At 57.3% G+C, this 22,912-nt stretch carries 21 protein-coding genes, 5 tRNA genes and 1 pseudogene; 20 read left to right on the top strand and 7 right to left on the bottom strand.

What is annotated here, in order from left to right:
- The first annotated feature begins 116 nt into the window (after window positions 1-116).
- The 6 genes from disA to DW892_RS01335 all read left to right on the top strand — a co-directional run bounded on the left by disA (window position 117) and on the right by DW892_RS01335 (window position 5,578).
- Window positions 117-1,157: a DNA integrity scanning diadenylate cyclase DisA gene (gene disA, locus DW892_RS01360; RefSeq protein ID WP_369831362.1), complete on the top strand. Its 1,041-nt coding sequence runs from the start codon at window positions 117-119 to the stop codon at window positions 1,155-1,157.
- The gene (gene ispD / locus DW892_RS01355) at window positions 1,157-1,885 is read left to right on the top strand and encodes a 2-C-methyl-D-erythritol 4-phosphate cytidylyltransferase (RefSeq protein WP_117583110.1); all 729 of its coding nucleotides are present in this window, start codon (window positions 1,157-1,159) and stop codon (window positions 1,883-1,885) included. The genes disA and ispD overlap by 1 nt, the downstream gene beginning before the upstream one ends.
- A complete protein-coding gene (ispF, locus tag DW892_RS01350; protein WP_117765120.1) occupies window positions 1,875-2,369 on the top strand; it encodes a 2-C-methyl-D-erythritol 2,4-cyclodiphosphate synthase in 495 nt (164 codons plus the stop codon). Before ispD ends, ispF begins: the two co-directional genes overlap by 11 nt.
- A gap of 3 nt (window positions 2,370-2,372) precedes the next feature.
- Window positions 2,373-3,839 (top strand): cysteine--tRNA ligase, encoded by a 1,467-nt coding sequence (cysS, locus tag DW892_RS01345; protein ID WP_117765118.1) that lies wholly within the window; start codon window positions 2,373-2,375, stop codon window positions 3,837-3,839.
- 143 nt (window positions 3,840-3,982) lie between these two features.
- A complete protein-coding gene (rlmB, locus tag DW892_RS01340) occupies window positions 3,983-4,897 on the top strand; it encodes a 23S rRNA (guanosine(2251)-2'-O)-methyltransferase RlmB (RefSeq protein ID WP_117765116.1) in 915 nt (304 codons plus the stop codon).
- Between the two features lie 3 nt (window positions 4,898-4,900).
- Window positions 4,901-5,578, top strand: a complete 678-nt coding sequence (locus DW892_RS01335) for an NYN domain-containing protein (protein WP_117765114.1) — start codon at window positions 4,901-4,903, stop codon at window positions 5,576-5,578.
- Window positions 5,579-5,605: 27 nt separating this feature from the next.
- On the opposite strand, the gene DW892_RS01330 is transcribed toward DW892_RS01335, so the two are convergent.
- Window positions 5,606-6,946: a DNA-binding protein gene (locus DW892_RS01330; protein WP_117765112.1), complete on the bottom strand. Its 1,341-nt coding sequence runs from the start codon at window positions 6,944-6,946 to the stop codon at window positions 5,606-5,608.
- Window positions 6,947-7,169: 223 nt separating this feature from the next.
- On the opposite strand from DW892_RS01330, the gene DW892_RS01325 reads away from it, so the two are divergent.
- A tRNA-Thr gene (locus DW892_RS01325) sits at window positions 7,170-7,244 on the top strand.
- Window positions 7,245-7,776: 532 nt separating this feature from the next.
- On the opposite strand, the gene DW892_RS01320 is transcribed toward DW892_RS01325, so the two are convergent.
- Together DW892_RS01320 and DW892_RS01315 are read right to left on the bottom strand one after the other, a co-directional pair.
- Window positions 7,777-9,162 (bottom strand): PTS transporter subunit EIIC, encoded by a 1,386-nt coding sequence (locus DW892_RS01320; protein ID WP_233546744.1) that lies wholly within the window; start codon window positions 9,160-9,162, stop codon window positions 7,777-7,779.
- Window positions 9,163-9,186: 24 nt separating this feature from the next.
- Window positions 9,187-10,605 (bottom strand): glycoside hydrolase family 1 protein, encoded by a 1,419-nt coding sequence (locus tag DW892_RS01315; protein ID WP_117765108.1) that lies wholly within the window; start codon window positions 10,603-10,605, stop codon window positions 9,187-9,189.
- Window positions 10,606-10,756: 151 nt separating this feature from the next.
- Between DW892_RS01315 and DW892_RS01310 the strand changes: the two genes are divergently transcribed.
- From DW892_RS01310 to DW892_RS01250, 13 genes and pseudogenes are all read left to right on the top strand, one after another.
- Entirely contained in the window at window positions 10,757-11,590 is an 834-nt protein-coding gene (locus tag DW892_RS01310; protein WP_158564497.1) for a MurR/RpiR family transcriptional regulator, read from the top strand.
- A gap of 431 nt (window positions 11,591-12,021) precedes the next feature.
- A tRNA-Tyr gene (locus DW892_RS01305) sits at window positions 12,022-12,103 on the top strand.
- A 10-nt stretch (window positions 12,104-12,113) separates the two neighbouring features.
- Window positions 12,114-12,189 (top strand) — tRNA-Thr (locus tag DW892_RS01300).
- Window positions 12,190-12,192: 3 nt separating this feature from the next.
- Window positions 12,193-12,269 (top strand) — tRNA-Met (locus tag DW892_RS01295).
- 96 nt (window positions 12,270-12,365) lie between these two features.
- Complete coding sequence (tuf, locus tag DW892_RS01290; protein WP_117563790.1) at window positions 12,366-13,556, top strand: elongation factor Tu; 1,191 nt, start codon at window positions 12,366-12,368, stop codon at window positions 13,554-13,556.
- 277 nt (window positions 13,557-13,833) lie between these two features.
- Window positions 13,834-13,983, top strand: a complete 150-nt coding sequence (rpmG, locus tag DW892_RS01285) for a 50S ribosomal protein L33 (protein WP_117655047.1) — start codon at window positions 13,834-13,836, stop codon at window positions 13,981-13,983.
- Between the two features lie 13 nt (window positions 13,984-13,996).
- A tRNA-Trp gene (locus DW892_RS01280) sits at window positions 13,997-14,072 on the top strand.
- Window positions 14,073-14,148: 76 nt separating this feature from the next.
- Window positions 14,149-14,487 (top strand): preprotein translocase subunit SecE, encoded by a 339-nt coding sequence (secE, locus tag DW892_RS01275; protein WP_117765104.1) that lies wholly within the window; start codon window positions 14,149-14,151, stop codon window positions 14,485-14,487.
- Window positions 14,488-14,490: 3 nt separating this feature from the next.
- Window positions 14,491-15,027, top strand: coding sequence for a transcription termination/antitermination protein NusG (nusG, locus tag DW892_RS01270; RefSeq protein ID WP_006234984.1), 537 nt, complete (start codon window positions 14,491-14,493; stop codon window positions 15,025-15,027).
- Window positions 15,028-15,147: 120 nt separating this feature from the next.
- On the top strand, window positions 15,148-15,576 hold the full coding sequence (rplK, locus tag DW892_RS01265; protein WP_022093893.1) for a 50S ribosomal protein L11: 429 nt from the start codon (window positions 15,148-15,150) through the stop codon (window positions 15,574-15,576).
- Window positions 15,577-15,693: 117 nt separating this feature from the next.
- Window positions 15,694-16,401: a 50S ribosomal protein L1 gene (gene rplA, locus DW892_RS01260; protein ID WP_022093892.1), complete on the top strand. Its 708-nt coding sequence runs from the start codon at window positions 15,694-15,696 to the stop codon at window positions 16,399-16,401.
- Between the two features lie 312 nt (window positions 16,402-16,713).
- Window positions 16,714-17,433 (top strand): annotated as a pseudogene (locus DW892_RS01255) (hypothetical protein).
- Window positions 17,342-18,007 (top strand): isocitrate/isopropylmalate family dehydrogenase, encoded by a 666-nt coding sequence (locus DW892_RS01250; RefSeq protein ID WP_226790685.1) that lies wholly within the window; start codon window positions 17,342-17,344, stop codon window positions 18,005-18,007. The pseudogene DW892_RS01255 and the gene DW892_RS01250 overlap by 92 nt, the downstream one beginning before the upstream one ends.
- 351 nt (window positions 18,008-18,358) lie before the next feature.
- Here the strand turns inward: DW892_RS01250 and DW892_RS01245 are convergent, their stop codons facing one another.
- From DW892_RS01245 to DW892_RS01230, 4 genes are all read right to left on the bottom strand, one after another.
- Complete coding sequence (locus DW892_RS01245) at window positions 18,359-19,489, bottom strand: DUF4179 domain-containing protein (RefSeq protein WP_117635373.1); 1,131 nt, start codon at window positions 19,487-19,489, stop codon at window positions 18,359-18,361.
- The gene (locus DW892_RS01240; RefSeq protein ID WP_117583099.1) at window positions 19,470-20,030 is read right to left on the bottom strand and encodes an RNA polymerase sigma factor; all 561 of its coding nucleotides are present in this window, start codon (window positions 20,028-20,030) and stop codon (window positions 19,470-19,472) included. Before DW892_RS01240 ends, DW892_RS01245 begins: the two co-directional genes overlap by 20 nt.
- A 232-nt stretch (window positions 20,031-20,262) precedes the next feature.
- Window positions 20,263-20,973: a metallophosphoesterase gene (locus tag DW892_RS01235; protein ID WP_117639531.1), complete on the bottom strand. Its 711-nt coding sequence runs from the start codon at window positions 20,971-20,973 to the stop codon at window positions 20,263-20,265.
- The gene (locus DW892_RS01230; RefSeq protein ID WP_117765102.1) at window positions 20,970-22,892 is read right to left on the bottom strand and encodes a BMP family ABC transporter substrate-binding protein; all 1,923 of its coding nucleotides are present in this window, start codon (window positions 22,890-22,892) and stop codon (window positions 20,970-20,972) included. The genes DW892_RS01235 and DW892_RS01230 overlap by 4 nt, the downstream gene beginning before the upstream one ends.
- Window positions 22,893-22,912 lie beyond the last annotated feature (20 nt).

Raw genomic sequence — 22,912 nt, 5'->3', positions numbered from 1 at the left:
CTGTAAGCATCGGATTTCGCGAGCGCCGCGGGGACAAACCGTGAGAAACTATTTAGCGTTTATGGAGCGTATACGATGGGAGCGATGCCTTGGATAAGAACGAGCTGCAAAAGCGTATGGAACAGGCCATCCGTCTGACGGCACCTGGTCAGCCGATCCGCACTGCCCTCGACATGATCATCGCCGGTCACCTGGGCGCCCTTATCTGCGTTGGCGACACCGAAAACGTGCTCGCTGCCGGTAACGACGGCTTCCCGCTCAACATTTCGTTCACCTCGAACCGTCTGTTCGAGCTCTCCAAGATGGACGGCGCCATCGTCATCGACGGCGACCTCACCCAGATCCTGCGCGCCAACTTCCATCTCAATCCCGATCCCTCGCTTGCCACGAGCGAGACGGGCATGCGTCATCGCACCGCCGCTCGCATGTCGGTGCTCACCGATGCCATTGTGATCTCGGTCTCGGCCCGTCGTGCCGTCGTCAACGTGTACGTTCACGGCAAGAGCTACGAGATCCAGCCCGTCACCACCATCATGAGCTCGGTCAACCAGCTCGTCGCCACGCTCCAGACTACCCGTCAGTCGCTCGACCGCTCCTTGCTGCGCCTGACGGCCCTCGAGCTCGACGACTACGTTACGCTCGCCGACATTACCGGTATTTTCTCGAGCTTCGAGATCATGCAGCAGGCAAAGACTGAGCTTAAGGATTGCATCGTCAAGTTGGGCAACCAGGGCAAGCTCGTGCAGATGCAGCTCGAGCAGCTCGCGGGCTCCAGCATGGATACCGAGTATGACCTGATGATCCGCGACTACGCAAGTGATTCTTCCGAGGCTAATGCCGAGAAGATTCGCGCCAACCTAAGCCGTATGACACCTAAGGACCTGTCCGACCCACAGCATGTGGCGGCGGTTCTGGGTTACGACGACCTGGACGAGGACTCCGTCATGACGCCGCTGGGCCTGCGTACGCTTTCGCGCGTGTCCGTCGTGCGCGACGGCGTGGCCGAGAAGATCGTCGACGAGTACGGCTCGCTGCAGGAGCTCATGGATGACATCAGCGAGGATCCGGAGCGCTTGGGCGACTTTGGCGTCAACAATCCTGCCATTCTTGCGGACTCGCTGTACCGCATGAAGGGCACCAAACAGGGGAACGCATAATGGCGCCCGTATGCGCCGTGGTCGTTGCCGGCGGTAGCGGCCAGCGCTTTGGAAATCCCGGCGGCAAGCAGCTCGTTAACGTGGCGGGCCGTCCGCTCATGAGCTGGTCCATCCGCGCGTTCGATCGTAGCGACAAGGTCGGCCACATCGTGGTGGTGTGTCCTGCCGAGCGCCGTGCCGAGATGCGCCGCCTGGCCATCGACCCGTTTGACTATGACACGCCCATCAGCTTCGCCGATGCCGGCGATACCCGTCAGGATTCCACCCGTGCCGGCGTGCATGCGGTTCCGGCGGGTTTCGAATATGTCGCCATCCACGACGGCGCCCGTCCGCTCATCACGACCGAGGCCGTCGATCATGCGATCGACGTGCTTGTGGGCGACCGCTCGCTCGACGGTGTCGTATGCGGTCAGCCCGCGATCGACACGCTCAAGATCGTCGACGGCGACAATATCGTCGAGACGCCGCCGCGTGAGCTCTACTGGGCCGCGCAGACACCGCAGATCTTTAGCGTCGACGCCATGAAGCGCGCCCACACCGCAGCTATCGCCGAGGGCTTTATCGGGACCGACGATTCTTCGCTGGTCGAGCGCATGGGCGGGCGTGTCCGCTGTGTCCAGAGCCCGCGCGATAACCTTAAGGTGACGGTGCCCGAGGACCTGCGTCCCGTAACCGCGATTCTGCTTGGCCGCATGGCCGAGGGAGAGGACCTTCCCCATGTTCAGTAACCTGCGCATTGGCCACGGCTACGACGTCCATCGTTTGGTGGAGGGGCGTCGATGTATTATCGGCGGGGTCGACATTCCCTATGAGCGCGGCCTGCTGGGCCACTCGGATGCCGATGTGCTTGCGCACGCGTTGGCCGACGCCATTCTGGGTGCCTGCCGTGGGGGAGACATTGGCAAGCTATTCCCCGATACCGACCCCGCCTATGAGGGCGCCGACTCGATGGTGCTGCTTGCCCGTGTGATGGACTATGCGCGCGAGCTGGGCTTTGAGTTTGTCGATGCCGACTGCACCATTGCCTGTCAGCAGCCCAAGATCACCCCGCACCGCGATGCCATGCGCACCAACCTCGCCCATGCTCTGGGCGTTGACGTCGAAAACGTGGGCGTCGCCGCCACCACGACCGAAAAACTCGGTTGGGAAGGTCAAGGCGAGGGAATTGGCGCCTGGGCCGTCTGCCTGCTACAGAAAACCGTTAAGGAGTAACGAATGCGTATCTACAACAGCGCTACCCATAAAAAGGAAGAGTTCCAGCCCATCGAGTCCGGCAAGGTCCGCATGTACGTGTGCGGCCCCACGGTCTACGACAACATCCACATCGGCAACGCCCGTACGTTCATCAGCTTTGACGTGATTCGTCGCTGGCTCATCGCGAGCGGCTACGAGGTCACGTTCGCCCAGAACCTCACCGATGTCGATGACAAGATCATCAAGCGCGCCAACGAGCAGGGCCGTACGGCTGCCGAGGTCGCGACGGAGTTTTCCGACAAGTTCATCGGCGTCATGCGCGCCGCCAACGTGCTCGATCCCGATGTGCGCCCCCGCGCCACCAAGGAGATCGGCCCCATGATCGCCATGATCAAGACGCTTATCGAGCAGGGCCACGCTTACGCAGCCGATAACGGCGATGTGTACTTTGCCGTGCGCAGCGATCCCAACTATGGTCAGGTCTCGGGCCGCAACATCGACGACCTTATGGTTGGCGCGCGCATCGAGGAGAACGAGGACAAGAACGACCCGCTCGACTTTGCCCTGTGGAAGGCTGCCAAGCCCGGCGAGCCCAGCTGGCCGAGCCCCTGGGGCGAAGGCCGTCCCGGTTGGCACACCGAGTGTGCCGCCATGGTGCACCGCTACCTGGGCACCCCGATCGATATCCACGGCGGCGGCTCCGACCTTGCCTTCCCGCATCACGAGAACGAGTGCGCCCAGGCCACCTGCGCCTGGCACCAGGGCTTCTCCAACACTTGGATGCACACGGGCATGCTGCTGGTAGACGGCGAGAAGATGTCCAAGTCGCTCGGCAACTTCTTTACGCTGGCCGAGGTCCTCGAGCAGCACTCCGCTGCCGCCCTGCGCCTGCTGATGCTGCAGACGAGCTATCGCTCACCGCTCGACTTCTCCTGGGAGCGCCTGGAGGGCGCCGAGAATTCGCTCACGCGTATTGCCGGTACGGTCGAGAACCTGCGTTGGGCTGCGAACCACGCGACGGCCGATGCCGATGCGGCTGCCGCCGAGGCGTTTGCCGCCAAGGCCGCCGAGACCCGTGCCGCCTTTAAGGAGTGCATGGACGACGACTTTAACACCGCCGGTGCCATGGGTGCCGTCTTTGGCTTTGTCACCGAGTGCAATCAGTATCTGGAGCAGGCGGGCGATGCTGCCGACAAGGCCGCAGTCCTGGCTGCCGCCGATACGCTGGCCGAGCTGATCGATGCGTTTGGCGTTGAACTTCCCGAGCCCAAGGTCGAGCTGCCGCTGGGTCTGCTGGGCGTTGCCGCCGGTTTGGTTGCCTACACTGGTGACGACGTGGATGAGGCCGCTGCTAAGATTCTCGAGGCTCGCGCCGAGGCCCGTGCCGCCAAGAACTGGGATCTGGCAGATGCCATTCGCGACCAGCTCAAGGACCTGGGCCTCACCATTGAGGATACGGCCGCGGGCACTCGTATTAAGAGTCTCTAGTATTTGTCGACCGTTCGAGGTGCGGCAGATTGCCTTGAAAGAGGAGGGCATAGACCTGGTGGTCATGCCCGACGATTGAAAGGCAAGGTGCCGCGGCTCGAACGGTCGATTCTTGTTCGTTATCTATTTAAGGAGGCCGTCCTATGGCCGACAATCGCAAGCGTGCGCCTCGTGGCGGCAAGCAGGCTGCTTCTGGCTCGCGTCCGATTCGCCGCAATGATCGCGCTGCCGCTCCTAAGGGCCAGCGCGATCGCGCCCAGGCCGCTCGTCCGCAGCGCGATCGCAACCGCGACGCTGTTCAGGCTCCCAAGGGCGAGTTTATTGAAGGCCGTCGTGCTGCCGCCGAGGCGCTACGCACCGGTTTTCCCATCAAGTGCGCGCTCATCGCCGAGGGCGGGGAGCGCGATGCCGCCCTGTCGCGCCTGGTCGATGACCTCAATGCCGCGGGTGTCCGCATTAAGTACGTGCCGCGTGCACAGCTCGATGCGCTGTCGAGCCATGGCGCTCACCAGGGCATCGCACTCGAGGTAGGCAACTTCCCCTATGCCGATGTCGCCGATATCCTCGACCGCGCGGGCGACGGTCCGGCGCTTGTCGTGGTGCTCGACCACGTGACCGACGACGGTAACTTCGGCGCCATCGTGCGCTCCGCCGAGGTCGTGGGCGCCGCGGGCGTTATCATCGCCAACAAGCGTGCCGCTGGCGTGACTGTGGGCAGCTACAAGACTTCAGCCGGTGCCGTCATGCATCTGTCCATCGCGCAGGTGCCCAACATCGCCCGTGCACTCGACGATCTTAAGGCCGCTGGCTTTTGGGTGGGCGGTGCCTCCGAGCACGCCGAGGGCAGCTGCTGGGACGCCCCCTTCGAGGGCCGCGTTGCGCTCGTCATGGGGTCCGAGGGCGACGGCATCTCGCGCCTGGTGCTCGAGAAATGCGACTTTTTGACCAAGCTTCCCCAGCGCGGCATGACCGAGAGTCTCAATGTGGCCCAGGCGACCACCGCGCTGTGCTTTGAGTGGCTGCGCCGCAATGCCGGCGAGCTCATGGGGGAGGAGTAGCGCATGTCCAAGAAGAACCGCGCCAAGTCCAAGGCCAAGCGCTTTGGCGAGGGCTCGGCCAAGCCGATTGTTTCGGCCGCGACCTACGGCGTGGGCGGCAATGCGTTTGCGCAGGCTATCGCCGACCCAGTCTCGACGGTGCACTCCAACAAGCCCGAGCTGCTGGTGGTCGACGGTTACAACGTGATCCACTGCACGCAGCGCTACGAAAAGCTCGTCTACGACCATTCCGACGATCCATATTCCAGCGACGTCCACGATATGGCTCGTACTGCGCTTATCAACGATGTCGCGGCGTTTGCCCAGGGCCGTTACGAGGCCGTGATCGTGTTCGACGGCGCGGGCAACATCTCCAACGAGCGCCCCAACCTACCGGCCCGCGGCGTGCGCATCGAGTTCTCGCCGACGGGCGTCTCTGCCGATACCGTGGTGCAGAAGCTCTGCATCGAGGCGCGTGAGGAAGGCCGCGCGTGCTCCGTGGTATCGAGTGACGGCACAATACAGGCCGTCGTCATGGGCAAGGGCGTCACGCGCATCTCGAGCCGTATGCTGGTGGACGAGATCAAACAGATCGACAACGACGTTCACGAGGCAGAGGAAGCTCCGCAGATCAAGATGACTCTGGGCAGTCGCCTGAGCCCCGATGCCCTGGCCAAGCTCAAGGCCCTGCGCGGGAGGTAGGGGAGCTGACGGCGCGACGCTGTCTCGCTAACTCCATTCAGCGATGTCGATCATTCTACGGAGGCGCCATGTAAGCGCCTCTTTTAGATATGGCAGCCTTGCCGTGAGCGCGTTGTTTCTGGACAGAATCTCGATTGCCTCGCCAACGAAGCCTTCGAGTTTGTCGCCGTCAAACCAGCCCATGTCCTCGACGAGCAACATTTGTTTGGCGGGGCTTGAATGAAATTGTGCGCTGGTAAAACTGTGCTCTCCCGCCCTAAGCTCCTCTAGTGATATGTTGCACCAGAGTGATGAGCCCGAATCGAAGATGGGGGCTGGTCTGCAGACCAGTGAGTTGACGTTTCGCACGAGGCCGAAGTTGCGCCAATGACGATCGTAGTTGGCAATGATGTCGTCACATACGATCATGCGGTCAAGGGCGTCTTTTATATCTGTCGCTCCAAGCTCCTCACAGTTTGCTACATACCGTTCGTAATCGGTTAGTCGCTCGTCTGCATTTGCATGCTGGTTTACATAGAACGCAGAGACATATTCTTCTTCGTCAGTTAAGAAGACATTGCATGTGCTCAAGGCAGAAGTACCTGTGCCTTCGAGCGAATAGGGTACATAATCGCAAGCGTTTAGGATGCGACGGTGAAGTGCGGTCGCCACCATCTCGTTATAGGGTTCCTGGTTCAGGTGCGCACCTGCCTTGTGGAGTATTCGACGGTCATCCTCGCATGTCCAGTACTTTTGAAGATTGCCGTCCGAGGTGTTGTCGGGCTTTGCGGCAGCTGCCTTGCCCTCTGGGGCGAAGGGCGCGATGCTGAGAGAGACGTCGTCAAAAGCATTATTGAAGAAATTGATATCTTCCCACGCGAGACCGGAGCCTTGGGGTCTAATCCAATACTGGTCGGATAAGGAGAGGCCAAGATTTCGCTGGATGAGTTCGTCGGGAACATCGACTGCTGCTTCTGCCAACAGGGATGCAAGCCCAATGCGCGCGAGCGGGATACCGCGGCCTCGCCACCAAATGCGGAAAGAGTCGAGCGACACGGGACTATTGGGGCCAAGTACTCCAATAGGGGCGTGGGCACGATCGACGTCGGCGCCGATGTGGGTGAAGTCTTTCCGTGATCTGCTGTAGACCAGCTGGGCCACTTCGTGCGTGCGGTTCATGAGGGTAAATGCGATTTCGCTTTTCCCATGCCCGCGACGAGGCCGTCCCCCTCTTTTGGTTGCGGAGCGGAGTCGCGTGTCTACGCTGTCTTTGTCGATAAGCCACACGCCAGAAGCCTTGCGGGCGGTCAGCGCGCCGTTCTTAATGAGCTCCTGCACCCTGCGCGGGGTGATGCCGAGCAGTTCGGCTGCTTCCTTTGTAGTCAACATCGCGAAACCCTTCGCCAGAACGAATAGTTTTATATAGCCAATTGTAATTAAAACTATTCGTTCTGGCGAAGAGTTTTAAGATTGAGGGCGAACTGACAGAAATGAACGGGCTTGGTACGTGTTGTTGCTGGATTTTGCATATTTATATAACGCCGCGCGGCCTGTTGCGCCTCGTCCGCAATTCCTTTATTCTTAATTGGCTTCGCGCGAAAGCGCCAAGTGTGCCAGTGTGGCGCAACGGTAGCGCAACTGATTTGTAATCAGTGGGTTGCAGGTTCGATTCCTGTCACTGGCTCCATGAGAGTTTCGGGCTCTGTTCCTTGTGGGACAGGGCCCGTTTCTATTTAGGTGGTGCGCCATTGGGTTAGCGCCCATCCCGTTTTTGGTTTGTCTCGTCCTCCAGTTTGTCTAAATCTGTAACGCCAAGACCGATATTTGGCATCTAACTGTTACAGATTGAGATGAAACTTAGGGTGTTTTAGGAATATCTTGATCTGTAACATGTAGAAGCGGAATAGGTCTCCTGCTGTTACAGATCGAGACAAGGGCGGGTACGGTCCTGGATGTCCTGCTCGAGCGTGGATTTCTGGACACGAGAGAGAAGAAAATCTCCCGACCGGAGAACGAGCGTGGATAATTAACTTGGATAGGGGGCTAAGGTAAACACCGATTGTCTATCGACGGCTTTAGAAACAACGACCCCGATTTCATTGTGGAATCGGGGTCGTTTGTGCCTCAGGAATCCGAATGGATTAATCGAGCTCCTAAGGGACTTCTTGGGTTCTTGCTAATGGTCTGCCGAGGATGTCCCCAATGCAAACAGCGGGCATTTACTCAATATAGTTGGGGTTCTTCTTGATGATCACGCGTGCAGCGATGAACGAGACGACGATGGCGATGACGGCGACAACGCACGCCAGTACGAAGTTGCCCATGGATCCATCGGGAGCGATAAAAATCAGCGCCGAAAGAAGGCCGGGGCATGCTCCCGCAACATACTCCTTCAGGACGAAGATACCTGCGGGGAGTCCCGCGCAGAGGGCGCCGATTGCCGTGCCGACAAGCAGGCGGGGACGCTCGATGAGGCAGCCGTAGAACGCGGGCTCAGTTACGCCGCAGAGTGCGGTGACGGCAACCGTGGTGACCATACCCCTCTTCTCCTTGTTGCCTTTCATTGCAGTTGCCAAGGCGAGACTCGTGCCGCCAATGCAGAGGTTTGAGATGAAGCCAAAGATGATGGGCGCCCAGCCGAGCTGCGCCAAGCTCGTAACTTCGATTGCGATGTAGGCCTTATCAAGACCGAGCATGACAAAATAGGGGTTAAGGGCTGCAAGGATTGGAGTAGCGATAAATGCCACGTTATCCATGAGCCACGTGACGGCATCACTCAGCGCGTAGCCCATCATGCTGCCGGCGGGGCCGAGGATAATCAGCTCAACAGGCACGACGATAAACATGGTGAGTAGCGGCTTCAAGAACAGTTTGGTAACGTCCGGGATGATTTTCTGAAGACCGCGATCAACAAAGTACATGAACACAACGCCCAGTACGATTGGCACCACCGTGCTCGAGTAGTCATTCGTCGGGATGGGGATGCCAAGAAAGTCGAGACCCTCAGCACCGCTAATAGACGAGCTAATCATGATTGCGCCCAGCAGCGCGCCCATGATAGGCTGCATCTTCATGACAGCGGCGAGCTGGTAGCCTAGGTAAACGGGCAGGAAGCTAAATGAGGCGCTGAAGATCGCCAGCAGAACCTGAGCAGTTCCGCTATCGGTGCTCAATCCACAATAATTGACCAGGAGATTCTTAATCGAAAGAATGAGTCCGCCTACGATGAGCGCCGGGACGATGGGCATGAATACCTGTGCGGAGACATTTCCGAATTTCTCAACCAGGCTCATGGCAGTGTTGCCGCTTTTGATACCCTCTGCAAGATCCTTGGCGGTTTGGGCATCATCGGCAACCGCGCCGCCGCCGACTTCGATTCCCGCGAAGTCGAGGAAGTCGTTGTAAGCCTCGGTGACGTTGGGGCCGATGATCACCTGAAGCTGGCCACCGCTGACTACTGCCCCGAGCGCCTGATCGGCCGATTTGGCGAGCTGGAGATCGATGATCGAGGTGTCTCGTGCGTCGATGCGAAGGCGCGTCGCACAATGAGTTACCGATGTAATGTTCTCTTTGCCGCCAACAGCCTTTAGGACTGTTTCGGACATTGCCTGATATTTCATCTCTTTCTCCTAACCTTCCTGCTCCTGATACTTCGAGATAAGGTCTCGGTACCAATACCAGCTCTTTTTGGGGGTGCGCTCCAGATTGTTCTCGAAGTCGATGTGGACAAGTCCGTATCGTTTTTCGTAGCCGTTGATCCAGCTATACAGATCCATCGTCGACCAGAGGTAGTAGCCCTCAACGCGCGCGCCGTCGCGCTTAGCCCTCATCATGTGCTCGATGAACTGGCCCAGAAGCTCGATGCGGTCATCATCGTGGATCATTCCGTCTGCGTCTGGTTGCTCATAGGCGCCATGTCCGTTTTCCGTAATAAAGATGCGGGGCGCGTCATAGCGCTCGTGGACATCCATGATGGTTGAATACATGCAACTTGGGAGTATTTCGCGGCCCCATTTATTGCGGGGAACATTGCTGTCGCGGGCGCTTTCAAACAAGGGCGCAATGCATTTTCCTTCGACTTTTTTGCTCGAACCGCCCTTATTGTTCGCCGAAACGGCAAGCTCTCCACCGTGCCAGTCGGTTACATACTCTCGGCAATACACGTTGAGTCCAATAAAATCGACTTTACCGTCTCTGAATTCTTCTACGTCATTTGGGGATCGATAGAGCGAGACGCCAAGTTTTTCAAGGATTTCGTCCATTTCTGGCGGCAGTTGACCCTGAAGCGCTGGTGCCAGAATCATGCGATTGGCGAAAAAGTCTGCGTATCGAAATACGTCATCAGGGTGCTCGGTTGCCGGGTCGAGTTCGACAACGCCGCCATCGTGGACGGCGCCGATGATGCCGTCGTAGCCCATTTGACGATATGCTCGGACTGCGAGTGCGCTTGCGCGCATCAGGTTGTATTGAAACTGCATGTACGACTGAACGTCGAGCGATCGATTGGGGGGATAGTTGCCCAACATGTTTACGCAGTAGCTGTAGAAATGCGGCTCGTTAACGGTAGCCCAGATTTTGACGCGGTCTCCAAAGCGCTCAAAGCAAATCTTGGCGTATTTGCAGAACCACTCTGCCATGTCGTTGTTCAGCCATCCGCCTTTGCAAGCAAGCGTGAATGGCAGATCGTAATGGAACAGCGTAACGTTGGGCTCTATGCCATTTTCGAGGCAGCAATCAATGACTCGATTATAAAAATCGATACCCTCTTCATTCACTTCGCCGATACCCGTGGGGATGATTCGACTCCATGAAAGAGAGAAGCGATAGGTGTTTTGTCCGCCTTCTTTCATCATGCGGATATCTTCTTCATAGCGATGGTAGAAGTCGCAAGATACATCACCGTCAACATGGTTGATGTTCTTATTGCTTGTGTGGTTAAAGAAATCCCACTCGCCGAGGCCTTTGCCGTCTTCGTTCCAGGCACCCTCGCACTGATAAGACGCTGTGGCGGAACCCCAGAGAAACGGCATGTTGTTCACGTTGCCCATGAATCCCCTTTCCATCATTCAACACGGTGGATACGTGTGACGGAATTACGATTAAGATGACGTCAACTGATTTGAATCATAGGAGAACGACCAAAGCTGTTTGATTCAATAAATGAACCATAATATCGAGGAGAGCGGAAAGAGGGATCACGTGAATATCAATGACTTCGATGTGCTCAATCGCATTAGCTCCATCATCAACAGCGAGTTTGGGTCAAACGATGCCGCCATCGCTCGATATCTCATCGCTCACATTAGGCGTTCGAGCGAAATCAATGTTGCCGCAATAACCCGCGATGCATTCGTGACCCGTTCCGCTGTTCGTCGTTTCTGCAATCGATTGGGCTACCAGTCTCTTAGCGATTTGAAAGAATCATTTACTCAATCAGTCTTTCCAAGCGACTTAAGCCATCGAGAGGAGGAATTTGGCTACGAGGAGTACAGGGCAGAGCTCGACGTTCGCATGATCGAGATGTTCGCTGAGGTCGAAAGCGGCGTGTCCGATATCGCTATTAAGCACCTTGCCGACGAAATTGATGGCCATAAAAACGTTGAAATCTGGTGCACCAATAATGTGAGCGCCAATCTCGTACGATTTCAGCAGGAAATGTTTTATGCGGGCAAGATAGTTCGCATAGTTGCTGGGGCTAACGTCGCGGAATTGAAAAACATGGGAGACACTTCGCAGTCATTGATAATTCTCGTATCGGTCTCCGGGCTATTTGCGTCACAGGCGCGTGAGTATCTTGATTGCCGTTCGGGCAGGAAGATTCTAATTACTGCGTTTAGCAACGATGACAAATCGAGGTCTTTTGACCGTGTATATCGTCTTGGTAATGCGGGAAACGGAATTGACCGACTCGGCGTTTATTCGAAATATGCCATGACTTATTTCTTCGACTTGCTATCGTCGTGTTACTTGAGTCGCTACCCCTGCACCAAGGGGGAGCCGCTCTATGGGTCTACTTTGGCCTGGCCCGAGTAGTTGCGGCTCTATAGTTCTCCCGCCTGGAGAATGAGCGTGGATAATCTGCCACTTTGGCCTTGGGGGCACGCCAATAGTGGGAGATTATCCACGCTCGATTTCAAACGGGAGAAAATCCACGCTCGAATCTGCCGCGGAAGCCCGATCTCGACCTATATATAGGTGCAAATAGGCTGTTATCGAAGTTCGATCCTGAAGGTGTACTCCACTACACCAAAGTGTTACCTTGGGAAACGTCACCGCTGTATCCAAAACCACCGTCCTTCACATCCAAACTCAACAAAACCGCAGGTCACGGCTATATAGATACGCCCGGAACCGTGTATCTAGAGGTTTTCGTTGACAGCCCCCAAGGTTGCATCGTATTATCTTTTTCGTTCGCGGGGGCGGCGGTCCAAAAGACCAAAGAACCTGCGGATACTTGAACGATTGGGAGTTTGCCCGAGTGGTTAATGGGGACGGGCTGTAAACCCGTTGGCTCTGCCTACATAGGTTCGAATCCTATAGCTCCCACCCGTCAAGTGCCTGTATAGCTCAGTCGGTAGAGCACTTCGTTGGTAACGAAGAGGTCACCAGTTCAAGTCTGGTTGCAGGCTCCATCCGGCGGTGTAGCTCAGTTGGTTAGAGCACACGGTTCATACCCGTGGCGTCACTGGTTCGAATCCAGTCACCGCTACCATAGGTAACACGGTGGCTTCTCAATAGTATGTTGAGAGGCTACTATGGTATAAAGGCAAAGTCCCGTCCGGGGACGACCTGTTTAGAGGAGGGCTTTATGGCCAAAGAGAAGTTTGAGCGCACTAAGCCGCATGTTAACATCGGCACCATTGGTCACGTCGACCACGGCAAGACCACGCTGACCGCCGCCATCACCAAGGTTCTCTCCGAGACCGAGGGCTGCAAGGCTGACTTCACTGCGTTCGAGAACATCGACAAGGCTCCCGAGGAGCGCGAGCGCGGCATTACGATCTCCGTCTCCCACGTCGAGTACGAGACTGCTGCCCGTCACTACGCTCACGTTGACTGCCCGGGCCACGCTGACTACGTCAAGAACATGATCTCCGGTGCTGCTCAGATGGACGGCGCTATCCTGGTCATCGCCGCTACCGACGGCCCCATGGCTCAGACCCGCGAGCACATCCTGCTCGCCCGTCAGGTTGGCGTTCCTTACATCGTCGTTTTCCTGAACAAGTGCGACATGGTTGACGATGACGAGCTCATCGACCTCGTCGAGATGGAGACCCGTGAGCTCCTCTCCGAGTACGATTTCCCCGGCGACGACATCCCCGTCATCCGTGGTTCCGCTCTGGGCGCTCTCGAGGGCGACGCCAAGTGGATGGACGCTATCCGCGAGCTCATGAACGCCGTCGACGAGTACATCCCGACGCCTGCTCGTAACAACGACCTCCCGTTCCTGATGGCCGTTGAGGACGTTATGACCATCTCCGGCCGTGGTACTGTTGCTACCGGCCGTGTCGAGCGCGGTGAGCTCAAGCTCAACGAGCCCGTCGAGATCGTCGGCATCAAGGATACCCAGAACACCGTCGTTACCGGTATCGAGATGTTCCGTAAGTCCATGGACTTCTGCGAGGCTGGCGACAACGTCGGTCTGCTGCTCCGCGGCATCAAGCGCGAGGACATCGAGCGCGGCCAGGTTCTCTGCAAGCCCGGTTCGGTTACCCCGCACACCAAGTTCACCGGCGAGATCTACGTTCTGACCAAGGAGGAGGGCGGCCGTCACACCCCGTTCTTCGATGGTTATCGTCCTCAGTTCTACTTCCGTACCACCGACGTTACCGGTACGGTCAAGCTCCCCGAGGGCACCGAGATGGCTATGCCTGGTGACCACATCACCATCGAGGGCGACCTCATCCACCCGATCGCCATGGAGGAGGGCCTGCGCTTCGCTATCCGCGAGGGTGGCCACACCGTCGGTTCGGGCATCGTCTCCACGATCATTGAGTAAATTAGCTCTCTGATAGTTGACTTAGAGAACCCGGCACTTATATGGGTGCCGGGTTCTTTTCTGCAATGGATATTGAGCCGTTGCTGGTGTCGAGAGGATCAATAATGGTCCTGGTTGCACCGTCGATTAGCTCTCGATGGCTTCATTGATGTGTTCCAAATATGAATGGATCCACCGAGAACCAATTGATTCGAGGTTTTCATTGACAGCACTTACATAGAGCTGATAAAGTACCATCTCGTGCCCGTACGGGGCGGAAATGAAAGGTTCAGGATACATGCGTACTCTAGTTACTCTTGCGTGCACTGAGTGCAAGCGCCGCAACTATACGACCACCAAGAACAAGTCGAACATGCCTGATCGTATGGAGATCAAGAAGTATTGCCCCTGGTGCCGTCACCACACGTTGCACAAAGAGACTCGCTAGTCTCTAGTCATATACGCCAGTAGTTCAATTGGTAGAGCATCGGTCTCCAAAACCGAGTGTTGAGGGTTCGAGTCCTTCCTGGCGTGCCAGTCATTATTCCGTAAGCTCCCAATTGGGGGCTTACGGTTTACTCATGTATAAGCGCATTGCGCGGAGGTAACCCAAATGGCCAACAAGAAGAACAAGAAGAAGGCTCAGCAGTCGGCACCTGCCAATAACGCTGCCGCCAACTCCAAGGTTGAGGCCAAGAAGGCCGTTGCCAAGAAGAACGAGAAGGCTGCGAAGTCCAAGAAGAACGAGAAGCCTGGTTTCTTCGCCCGCACCAAGAAGTATTTCGCTTCGGTCAAGTCCGAGATGAAGCGTGTCACGTGGCCCGATAAGAAGGAGCTCGTGAACTACTCGGTCGTCGTTTGCGCTTCTCTGATCATCGTCGGCGTCGTCATCGCTCTGCTCGATGCTGGCTTTGGCGAGGCTCTCGCTCTGTTCTCTGGATTGAGGGGCTAAACCATGTCTAAGCGTTGGTACGTCGTTCACACTTACTCTGGATACGAGAACCGCGTTAAGTCCGATCTCGAGCATCGCATCGAGACTATGGGCATGCAGGACCGTATCTTTGATATCGAGATTCCTATGGAGCGCGTCACCGAGATTAAAGAGGGTGGCAAGCGTGAGACCAAGGATTCCAAGATCTTCCCGGGTTATGTCCTGGTCCGCATGGAGATGGATGACGATGCTTGGACGTGTGTTCGCAACACGCCCGGCGTCACCGGTTTCCTGGGCGGCAACGGCAAGCCCGCTCCGCTTTCCCGCGACGAGTACAATAAGATGACTCGTCGTCCCGGTAAGGGCGATTCGCCCAAGCGCACCTCGGTCGATATTCAGGTCGGCACGTCCGTCCGCGTCACCGATGGCCCGCTTACCGACTTTGATGGCAAGGTCTCCGAGGTTAATACCGAGGCAGGCAAGCTCAAGGTCACGCTGATGATCTTTGGCCGCGAGACGCCGGTCGAGCTCGACTTTAACCAGGTCGCTGTCATCGCTTAAGTTTGCGTCCGTTCGCGCGAGCGTGCTTCTTCTGTGACTGCTCATCTCAGGAGTGCTTCTAACACGTGCGTGCTTACGATATAGCAAGTACTTCACACTCGTGATTCGAAAGGAATGACCATGGCTGAGAAGAAGGTTGCCAACGTCATTAAGCTCCAGATTCCTGCTGGTGCAGCTAACCCCGCTCCTCCCGTCGGCCCCGCCCTGGGCGCTGCTGGCGTGAACATCATGCAGTTCTGCCAGGCCTTTAACGCCGAGACGCAGGACAAGAAGGGCGACATCATCCCCGTTGAGATCTCTGTCTACGAGGATAAGTCCTTCTCCTTCATCACCAAGACCCCGCCGGCGGCTCACCTCATCAAGAAGGAGCTGAACCTCAAGTCTGGTTCCGCTAAGCCCCAGGCCGACAAGGTCGGTCAGCTCTCCCAGGAGCAGCTCACCAAGATCGCCGAGATCAAGATGCCGGACCTCAATGCCAACGACATTGACGCCGCCAAGAAGATCATCGCCGGTACCGCCCGTTCCATGGGCGTCACCATCGCTGAGTAGCGATTTCTTTAGGTAATGACGGGTGCTCCGACCGGGGCGCCCGTTATATGTGTGCAATAGGGCACACGATACGATGTGGGAGGGCTCACGCCCGTTTAACCACAGGAGGTAATGCACATGGCTAAGCATGGTAAGAGCTATAACGCCGCTGCCGAGAAGATCGACCGCGCCACGCTCTACACCCCCCTTCAGGCTGCCAAGCTCATCAAGGAGCTCGACACCGCCAAGTTCGACGAGACCGTCGAGGCTCACTTCCGTCTGGGCATCGATACTCGTAAGGCTGACCAGAACATCCGTGGTTCCATCTCCCTGCCCCACGGCACCGGCAAGACCGTTCGTGTTGCCGTCTTCGCCGAGGGCGAGAAGGCCCGCGAGGCCGAGGCTGCCGGCGCCGACATCATCGGTTCCGACGAGCTCGTCGCCCAGATTCAAAAGGGCGAGATCAACTTCGACGCCGCTATCGCTACGCCGAACATGATGGCCAAGGTTGGCCGCATCGGTAAGATTCTTGGTCCCCGTGGCCTCATGCCGAACCCTAAGCTCGGCACCGTGACCATGGACGTCGCCAAGATGGTCTCCGAGCTCAAGGCCGGCCGCGTTGAGTATCGCGCCGACCGCTACGGCATCTGCCACGTGCCCCTGGGCAAGAAGTCCTTCTCTGAGCAGCAGCTCGTCGAGAACTACGCTGCCCTGTACACCGAGATCCTGCGCGTCAAGCCTTCTTCTGCTAAGGGCAAGTACGTCAAGTCCATCTCCGTGTCTTCCACCATGGGCCCTGGCGTCAAGGTCGATCCCGCTGTCCAGCGTGACTTCCTGGCTGAGTAACTTTTAGTTACTGCCTGAGCAAAGCAAGCATTGCTAAAGAAACCCGGTTCTGCCTTGTGCAGGACCGGGTCTCTTGCTTTTGAGTCAACGAAACCACCACGAAGGGGACAGGCACCCTTGTGGTGGTTTTACTTGTGTTGTACTTTAGCGCGATGTAGTACTACCCGAGGCCGAAGGGAGCCCAACATGTTTAAGAACACGCAACAGCTCCTAGGCCTAGCGCTACTAGATTGGATAGCGCGCTAGGGTTGTAATCTCGCTATAACGATTTGTTGTACCCGGGTGCGCTATCGTCTGCCGCTTTCAGGCGTGATGAGCGACACGGGTATTTTTCTATCTCTAGGCCTTCTCTCTCTCCTGAAAGCCATCTGTCATAAAACGGTCAATCAGGAGGAACATATAAGCCGCAAAATCACAATCTTTGACGCCACCCTGTGCGACGGTGAGCAGTCGCCGGGCGCCAGCATGAATACCGAGGAAAAGCTCTTCATCGCCCGCCAGCTGGTGCGCATGAACGTGGACGTTATCGAGGCGGGCTTTCCCATCTCGAGTCCTGGTGACTTTCGCTCCGTACAGGAGATTGGCAAGATTGCGGGCGACCGATGCACGGTATGCGGCCTGACGCGCGCTGTCGACAGGGATATCGAAGTGGCTGCAGAGGCGCTCAAAACGGCCCAGAGGCCCCGTATCCATACAGGGCTGGGTGTGAGCACCAGTCACCTGCGCGACAAGCTCCATATGACTGAGGAAAGGGCAATTGAGTGAGCGATCCATGCCGTCAAACATGCTCGCAAGTTCGTTGACGATGTTGAGTTTTATGCCGAGGATGCCGGCCGCTCCGATCAGGAGTTTCTGGTGCGCATTATCGAGGCGGCCGTAAAGGCCGGTGCCACGGTCGTGAACATCCCCGATACGATGGGCTACAACATGCCGTGGGACTTTGGCGCCCGCATCCGTGACCTGCGCGGGCGCTGCGGGTGCGGCCGGTCAGCGTGCGGTCGACGTGATGGAGTATCGCGAGTACGAGATTGAGCGCATTGCGCGCCAGGCATTTGAGGCGGCGCGCAAACGTCGCGGCAAGGTGACGAGCGTTGATAAGCGCAACGTGCTGGAGACGAGCCGCATGTGGCGCGAGATCGTGCATCGCGTGCAAGACGAGGAGTACTCCGACGTGGAGCTTGAGGACCTGCTCGTCGACAACGCCGCCATGCAGCTCATCAGTCGACCGGCAGACTTTGACGTCGTGGTGACGGAGAACATGTTCGGCGACATCCTGTCCGATGAGGCGGCTCAGATTACCGGATCGCTCGGTATGCTTGCCTCTGCCTCGCTGGATGATGGCGTATCGCTGTTTGGGCCGAGCGCTGGCAGCGCTCCTGACATCGCGGGGCTCGGCGTGGCCAATCCGCTGGCTCAAATCTTGTCGGTGGCGATGCTGCTGACCTACGCGCTCGACATGGGCGAGCAAGCCGCGTGGATCGAGAGCGCCGTGGCGCGCGTGCTCGACGAGGGCTGGCGCACCCGTGACATCGCCGATGTCAACACCCCGGCAGATAAGATCCTCGGCACCACGACGATGGGCGACAAGGTCGTCGCCGCGCTGTAGGCGATGCCGATTCAAGCTGTCAAATATCTCAATCTGTAACATCTAAGGGGCAAAATCGTTCCTACCTGTTACAGATTGAGATTTTCGGCTGAGCATCCGTGGTCTGTCTCGATCTGTAACAGCTAACCGATTATTTGGGCCCTACCTGTTACAGATTGAGACAAACCGTTGGGACAGGTCGGACGAGTCAGCAAAACCACCACAAAGGTGCCGGTCCCCTTCGTGGTGGTTTTTAGCGCAACGAGGTGTTCCCAGCCGACCATACGGGCGGCCTTGCGCTCACGCTGCTCGATGACAGCGCATCTTTAGACGCGAAGTGCGGAACCGGGTGCATATACGAGCCGCGTAGCGTTACGAATTCATGGGAATGACCGTATCGCCAATTTGTACGCTTGCAATCTTGTCTGTGTCACAAACTTGCGAGAACGGCCAGGTCTTGTGGACATCAGTGGTGCCGTTATCCAGTTTATTTGCGAAATAGCCGCTGTGGCTGGTTGCGTCCTCAACATGACCGTCTTTGAACGTCACGATGAGGGGTATGTTGCCAACGGCATCCATAGACTCCTCCATGTTTTGAGACATCTTGCCGCTGTTGTTGTCGTGTTCGATGGAACGATCTATGTTGTAGCGGACTGAAACGCCAACGCAGGATACGGTGGCCTCTTGAATCGTCGCCTTGGTGCCGTTAAAGTTGACCGATTTGGGCGCGGGAATCGTAACGGATGTATCTTCGTAATTCAGCTGGAACTTAAGATCCCATGGGCCCGTAAGTATTTTCTTATACTCGGGAAGCTCTTTGCCAGCACGTGGCACAACGAGAGAGTTGATATGCGTGCGGACGGTCCTGCCCATAAGGCCGGGTGATTCAACGCTGAACTGTGCAAAGTATTGAATGCTGGAGTCATTGGGGTTCTTGTCAATGAGCCATGATTGGCCTTGGCCGCCATGCTCGCCATCAACGTATACGTTTCCATCGACACTTCCGGCGATAGTTCCGTTCTCGCCCGGCTCGGAAAGCTTTTTCAGGGCAGCGGGATCGTCGAACGTAAGCGTATAGGCGATGGTAACCATATCCTTGTCGCCCATGATGGCGTCGGCGGTCACGGTGACTCCGTTGTTGGAGCAGCTAGCACCGACGGGCCGGCCAATACGGTCGATGATCTCGGTTTGAGAAGCAGGTCCGTCAAAGATGTCGGAAAGCATGTCAGAAGGAAGCGGCAGGACGCCTGTTGCCATAGCCGTGCCAGCGCCTCCAATGACGATAGCGAGGACTGCCGTTACAGCGGCAATGCGAGCGACTGTTCTTACGGGATGGCGGGCGATGCGCGGCTTGCGTCGCGTGCCATTAAAGTTGCTTTGAGCGGTCGCCGCATCGCTCGAGGCGACGGACTGAGCAATCGAGTTTGCCATGTGCTGCTTCGCATTATCGGTAAACGAAATGTGCTCCAGGGCGTGGCGATAGTCATTCGAATTCGTAGTCATTGTGGTCTCCTTTCAAGGAAAGCCGAAGTGACGCACGTCCGCGGCTAAGGTGCTGGGCGGTTGCAGCTGGCGTCGCGTGAACGGCGTCTGCGATTTCCCTGATGCTCATGCCTGCGTAGTAGTGCAAAAAGATGGCGATGCGCTGTGCTTGAGGCAGGGCCGTGACAGCGGAAAGAATGGCGCAGTCGCGTTGCGCGAATTCTTGCTCGGTATGTGTTACGGGTGCGCAGAAATCGGGGAGCGAATCGAGGTCGACAACCGGGTGATTCGCGTGCGTACGGCCGATATCGCGACATGCGTTCAGTGCGACTCGGATCACCCAAGCACGTTCGTGTTCGAGCGAGTCGAACGGTTGAGTGCGTTGGAGAATCTTGATCAGCGTGTCCTGGCAGATGTCTTGAGCGTCGTCAGCGGATCCAAGGGCCGAATAGCACAATCGAAGGATGAGGTCGGAATACGTGTCGACCAAGCGCTTTGCTTCCCGCTCGATCTGATCGGCATCGCATCGGAGCGTGCTATTGCGGTTACGGCGTGCAGGCATAGTGTCACCTCCAATTGGTCGTGGTGGATATAGGGAAGGCGTCTCGCGAGGTCCCTCTACATACAACACGGTCGAGACTGCATAAGTTGACAAAAAAAGACGGCACGTGAGCGCCGTCCTTACAAAACAATGAGTGTTCTCGTTAATTACACAAGCACCGTGATGGACAGGTCGGACGAGTCAGCAAAACCACCATAAAGGTGCCTATCCCCTTCGTGGTGGTTGTTGGCAGTTACCAGGGGGTTCTGGCGGTTGAAGACTCGATTGCTTCGTGGCGTTTGAGCTCGCGGCGCATGGTTTGCGAGTTGAGCCAAGCGGCCTTCCAACCGCGCGTGGGGTAGCGCGCCTCGTCAATTTCGATCTTGGTATAGCCGCAGGCGTTGACAATCTTCGTTCCGCATGGGTGTTGGCGCTCGCGTTGAAAGTTGGGGCCGTAGCTTTGGTGCACATGCCCGTGAATCATATAGTCGGGACCCCAAGACTCAAGAGCCGCATTAAAGCACTCGAATCCTCGATGCGGCAGGTCGTCCAGGTCGCCCATGCCTGCGACGGGTGCATGGGTAAGTAGAATATCGCATCCGTCTACCAGTGCGATTTTTCGCGATAGCTTGCGCATGCGTTTTGCCATCTCGCGCTCGGTATACATGTTCGCGCCGTCGCGGTAGCGCATGGAACCGCCCAGACCCGCAATGCGAATACCTCGGTACACATATACGCTGTCCTCAACACAAATGCACCCGCCCGGTGCATGGCGCGCGTAGCGGTCGTCGTGGTTGCCACGAACGTACACAAGCGGTTTGTTGATGACAGTGACCAAAAACTCAAGATAGTCCGGATCCAGGTCGCCTGCGGATAGAATCAGGTCAACGTCCTCAAAGCGCTCCTTGCGAAAGCACTCCCACAGGCATCGCTCCTCTACATCGGCAATGGCTAGGATATTCATAGGGCACGGACCTCCGGCTCGTTATCGAGCTGCGGAATCGAGCCTATAACGTTGTCAGCCAGCCAGTTCATCTCGACAATCTGCGTACTCGGCAGGGGAGGGAAGCCCTCAATCTGAACCACGCCGTCCTGGCTGTGGAGCTCGCCGCCAAATGGGTTGATGGAGCCCTCGACAATGCCGTTGCGAAGCAGCTGCACAAGTTTACGCGTCTGATAGGGTAGGCCCGGAGCGTAGCGAATATCGATGACGCCGGAGCTCATACCGTACCAGTAGTTGACGGCGTGCACCTGCTGGTCATCGGCGGTCTCGTCCCATGTGCCGTGCAGTAGGCTGCGTACGATGAGTTCGTAGTAACGGCCCCAGTTCCATACCGGCATAGCAATACCGGTAATTTCCTTGCCGTTTACCAGACGGTGAAGCCCGTAGGCGGTGGGGTCCTCGAGAGACTTGGACATATCGGCGCCGGTCATGACGCTCACGCCCTCGCGACACATGGCTTCGGCAAGACCGCCGGCGGGAACATCTCCCCAAGTGAGGATAATCTGCGCACGAGGGTCGAGCAGCGAGGCACCGATAGCGAAGGCGTTGATTTCGCTCAGCGCGCCCGAGGCGAAGACCGACGCATGGTAGCCAATACGGTGGTTGTCGGCCATGCTGGCGGCAAGGGCGCCCAGTAGGAACTTGGCCTCGTACATCTTTCCAAAGTACGAGCGGACGCTTTGGTGGGGAAGGCCGATTGAGCAGTTAAGGAACCGCACCTGGGGATACTCGACTGACGCCCTGAGCGTGTATTCCATGAGCCGGTGTGAGGTCGAGAAGATGACGTTCGCCCCGTGCTTTACGGCTGTCTCGACGGCGGCGTAGAACACGTCCGAATCGTGGCAGTCCTCGAACGCCTCGGTGCGCACGATGCCGCCAAAGTGCTCATCAAGATACCGGCGGCCCTGGTCGTGTAGGCTGTCCCAGCTCGACGTGGCACAGGGAAACTCGTGGATAAAGGCGATTCGCATGGGATTGGCAGTGGAGTAGACGGTCTTGCTCATAAAGAAGTTGAGCACGCCCGAGGTAGCTTTTGTCGGTGCGCCCTCTTTCTCGTTGGGCTGCGGCGCTTCGACAAGATCGACTTTGTCCTCGTCGCTTTTGCCGGCAATGACAAGCTCGCGCCAAATCTTGCACAGACGGTTGACGACGATATCCGTCGGCGTATCCAGCAGACGGTCCTGGTTGTAGACGTTGAGGTAGACGAGCATGGCATCGGCAGGCGTAATGTCCAAGTGGTCGCCGCCCGCGCGAAGATAGGCGCGCTTAAAGAGCAGGAAGGTGTGACGTAGGTAGTCGACCTTCTTTTGAGGCCATTTTTCGACAAGATCTTGGCCGAGCATTTTGGCAAGCATCTCGTAGCTGCCCTCGCGCGAAAACTCAATCTCGTACAGGGGGCAGACGCGCCAAAACGCGCAGAACTCACCGTACAGGCGGCTCTCGACGGAATCCCGCTTACCGGGGTACAGACGCGTCACCTTGGCCGAAACCGTCGGAGCGTCAAGGAATTTGAGGACGCTGACACGCTTGTTGCCCTCTTGGACGTAAAAGCGGTGCATGAACTCGGTGACGATGATGGGGTCGCGGTAGCCCTCGGAGATTTGGATATCGTAGAGGTTGGACCATTTGCGGGCGAATTCGGTATTCCAGGGGAGCAGCGGCATAAAGTTACACGAAAAGGCGGACTGGCGACCTTTGGTAACCGTGCCGACGACCATTTCGAGCGGAATGTCCCGCAGGCCGATGTTCTCGCGCTGCCCGCAGGGAAGCTGGGCGACCAAGCTGTCGAGGTCCGTAAGATATGGATGCTCGCTTTGGCTGATGGCGCGACGGCGTCCCTGTTCGCCGCGCTTGCGCGCTTGACGATAGGCCTCTTCCATGGTGTCTACTCCCTTAGTCG

This window comes from Collinsella sp. AM40-7AC, assembly GCF_003468125.1.
Taxonomy (GTDB): domain Bacteria; phylum Actinomycetota; class Coriobacteriia; order Coriobacteriales; family Coriobacteriaceae; genus Collinsella; species Collinsella aerofaciens_O.
The sequence above is the reverse complement of the archived record's forward strand: the minus strand, read 5'-3'. Positions and strand labels throughout refer to the sequence as shown.

Coding starts and splice junctions, on each gene's coding strand:
- disA (WP_369831362.1), top strand. CDS start 117: ATGGAACAGGCCATCCGTCTGACGGCACCTGGTCAGCCGATCCGCACT.
- ispD (WP_117583110.1), top strand. CDS start 1,157: ATGGCGCCCGTATGCGCCGTGGTCGTTGCCGGCGGTAGCGGCCAGCGC.
- ispF (WP_117765120.1), top strand. CDS start 1,875: ATGTTCAGTAACCTGCGCATTGGCCACGGCTACGACGTCCATCGTTTG.
- cysS (WP_117765118.1), top strand. CDS start 2,373: ATGCGTATCTACAACAGCGCTACCCATAAAAAGGAAGAGTTCCAGCCC.
- rlmB (WP_117765116.1), top strand. CDS start 3,983: ATGGCCGACAATCGCAAGCGTGCGCCTCGTGGCGGCAAGCAGGCTGCT.
- DW892_RS01335 (WP_117765114.1), top strand. CDS start 4,901: ATGTCCAAGAAGAACCGCGCCAAGTCCAAGGCCAAGCGCTTTGGCGAG.
- DW892_RS01330 (WP_117765112.1), bottom strand. CDS start 6,946: ATGTTGACTACAAAGGAAGCAGCCGAACTGCTCGGCATCACCCCGCGC.
- DW892_RS01320 (WP_233546744.1), bottom strand. CDS start 9,162: ATGTCCGAAACAGTCCTAAAGGCTGTTGGCGGCAAAGAGAACATTACA.
- DW892_RS01315 (WP_117765108.1), bottom strand. CDS start 10,605: ATGGGCAACGTGAACAACATGCCGTTTCTCTGGGGTTCCGCCACAGCG.
- tuf (WP_117563790.1), top strand. CDS start 12,366: ATGGCCAAAGAGAAGTTTGAGCGCACTAAGCCGCATGTTAACATCGGC.
- rpmG (WP_117655047.1), top strand. CDS start 13,834: ATGCGTACTCTAGTTACTCTTGCGTGCACTGAGTGCAAGCGCCGCAAC.
- secE (WP_117765104.1), top strand. CDS start 14,149: ATGGCCAACAAGAAGAACAAGAAGAAGGCTCAGCAGTCGGCACCTGCC.
- nusG (WP_006234984.1), top strand. CDS start 14,491: ATGTCTAAGCGTTGGTACGTCGTTCACACTTACTCTGGATACGAGAAC.
- rplK (WP_022093893.1), top strand. CDS start 15,148: ATGGCTGAGAAGAAGGTTGCCAACGTCATTAAGCTCCAGATTCCTGCT.
- rplA (WP_022093892.1), top strand. CDS start 15,694: ATGGCTAAGCATGGTAAGAGCTATAACGCCGCTGCCGAGAAGATCGAC.
- DW892_RS01245 (WP_117635373.1), bottom strand. CDS start 19,489: ATGACTACGAATTCGAATGACTATCGCCACGCCCTGGAGCACATTTCG.
- DW892_RS01240 (WP_117583099.1), bottom strand. CDS start 20,030: ATGCCTGCACGCCGTAACCGCAATAGCACGCTCCGATGCGATGCCGAT.
- DW892_RS01235 (WP_117639531.1), bottom strand. CDS start 20,973: ATGAATATCCTAGCCATTGCCGATGTAGAGGAGCGATGCCTGTGGGAG.
- DW892_RS01230 (WP_117765102.1), bottom strand. CDS start 22,892: ATGGAAGAGGCCTATCGTCAAGCGCGCAAGCGCGGCGAACAGGGACGC.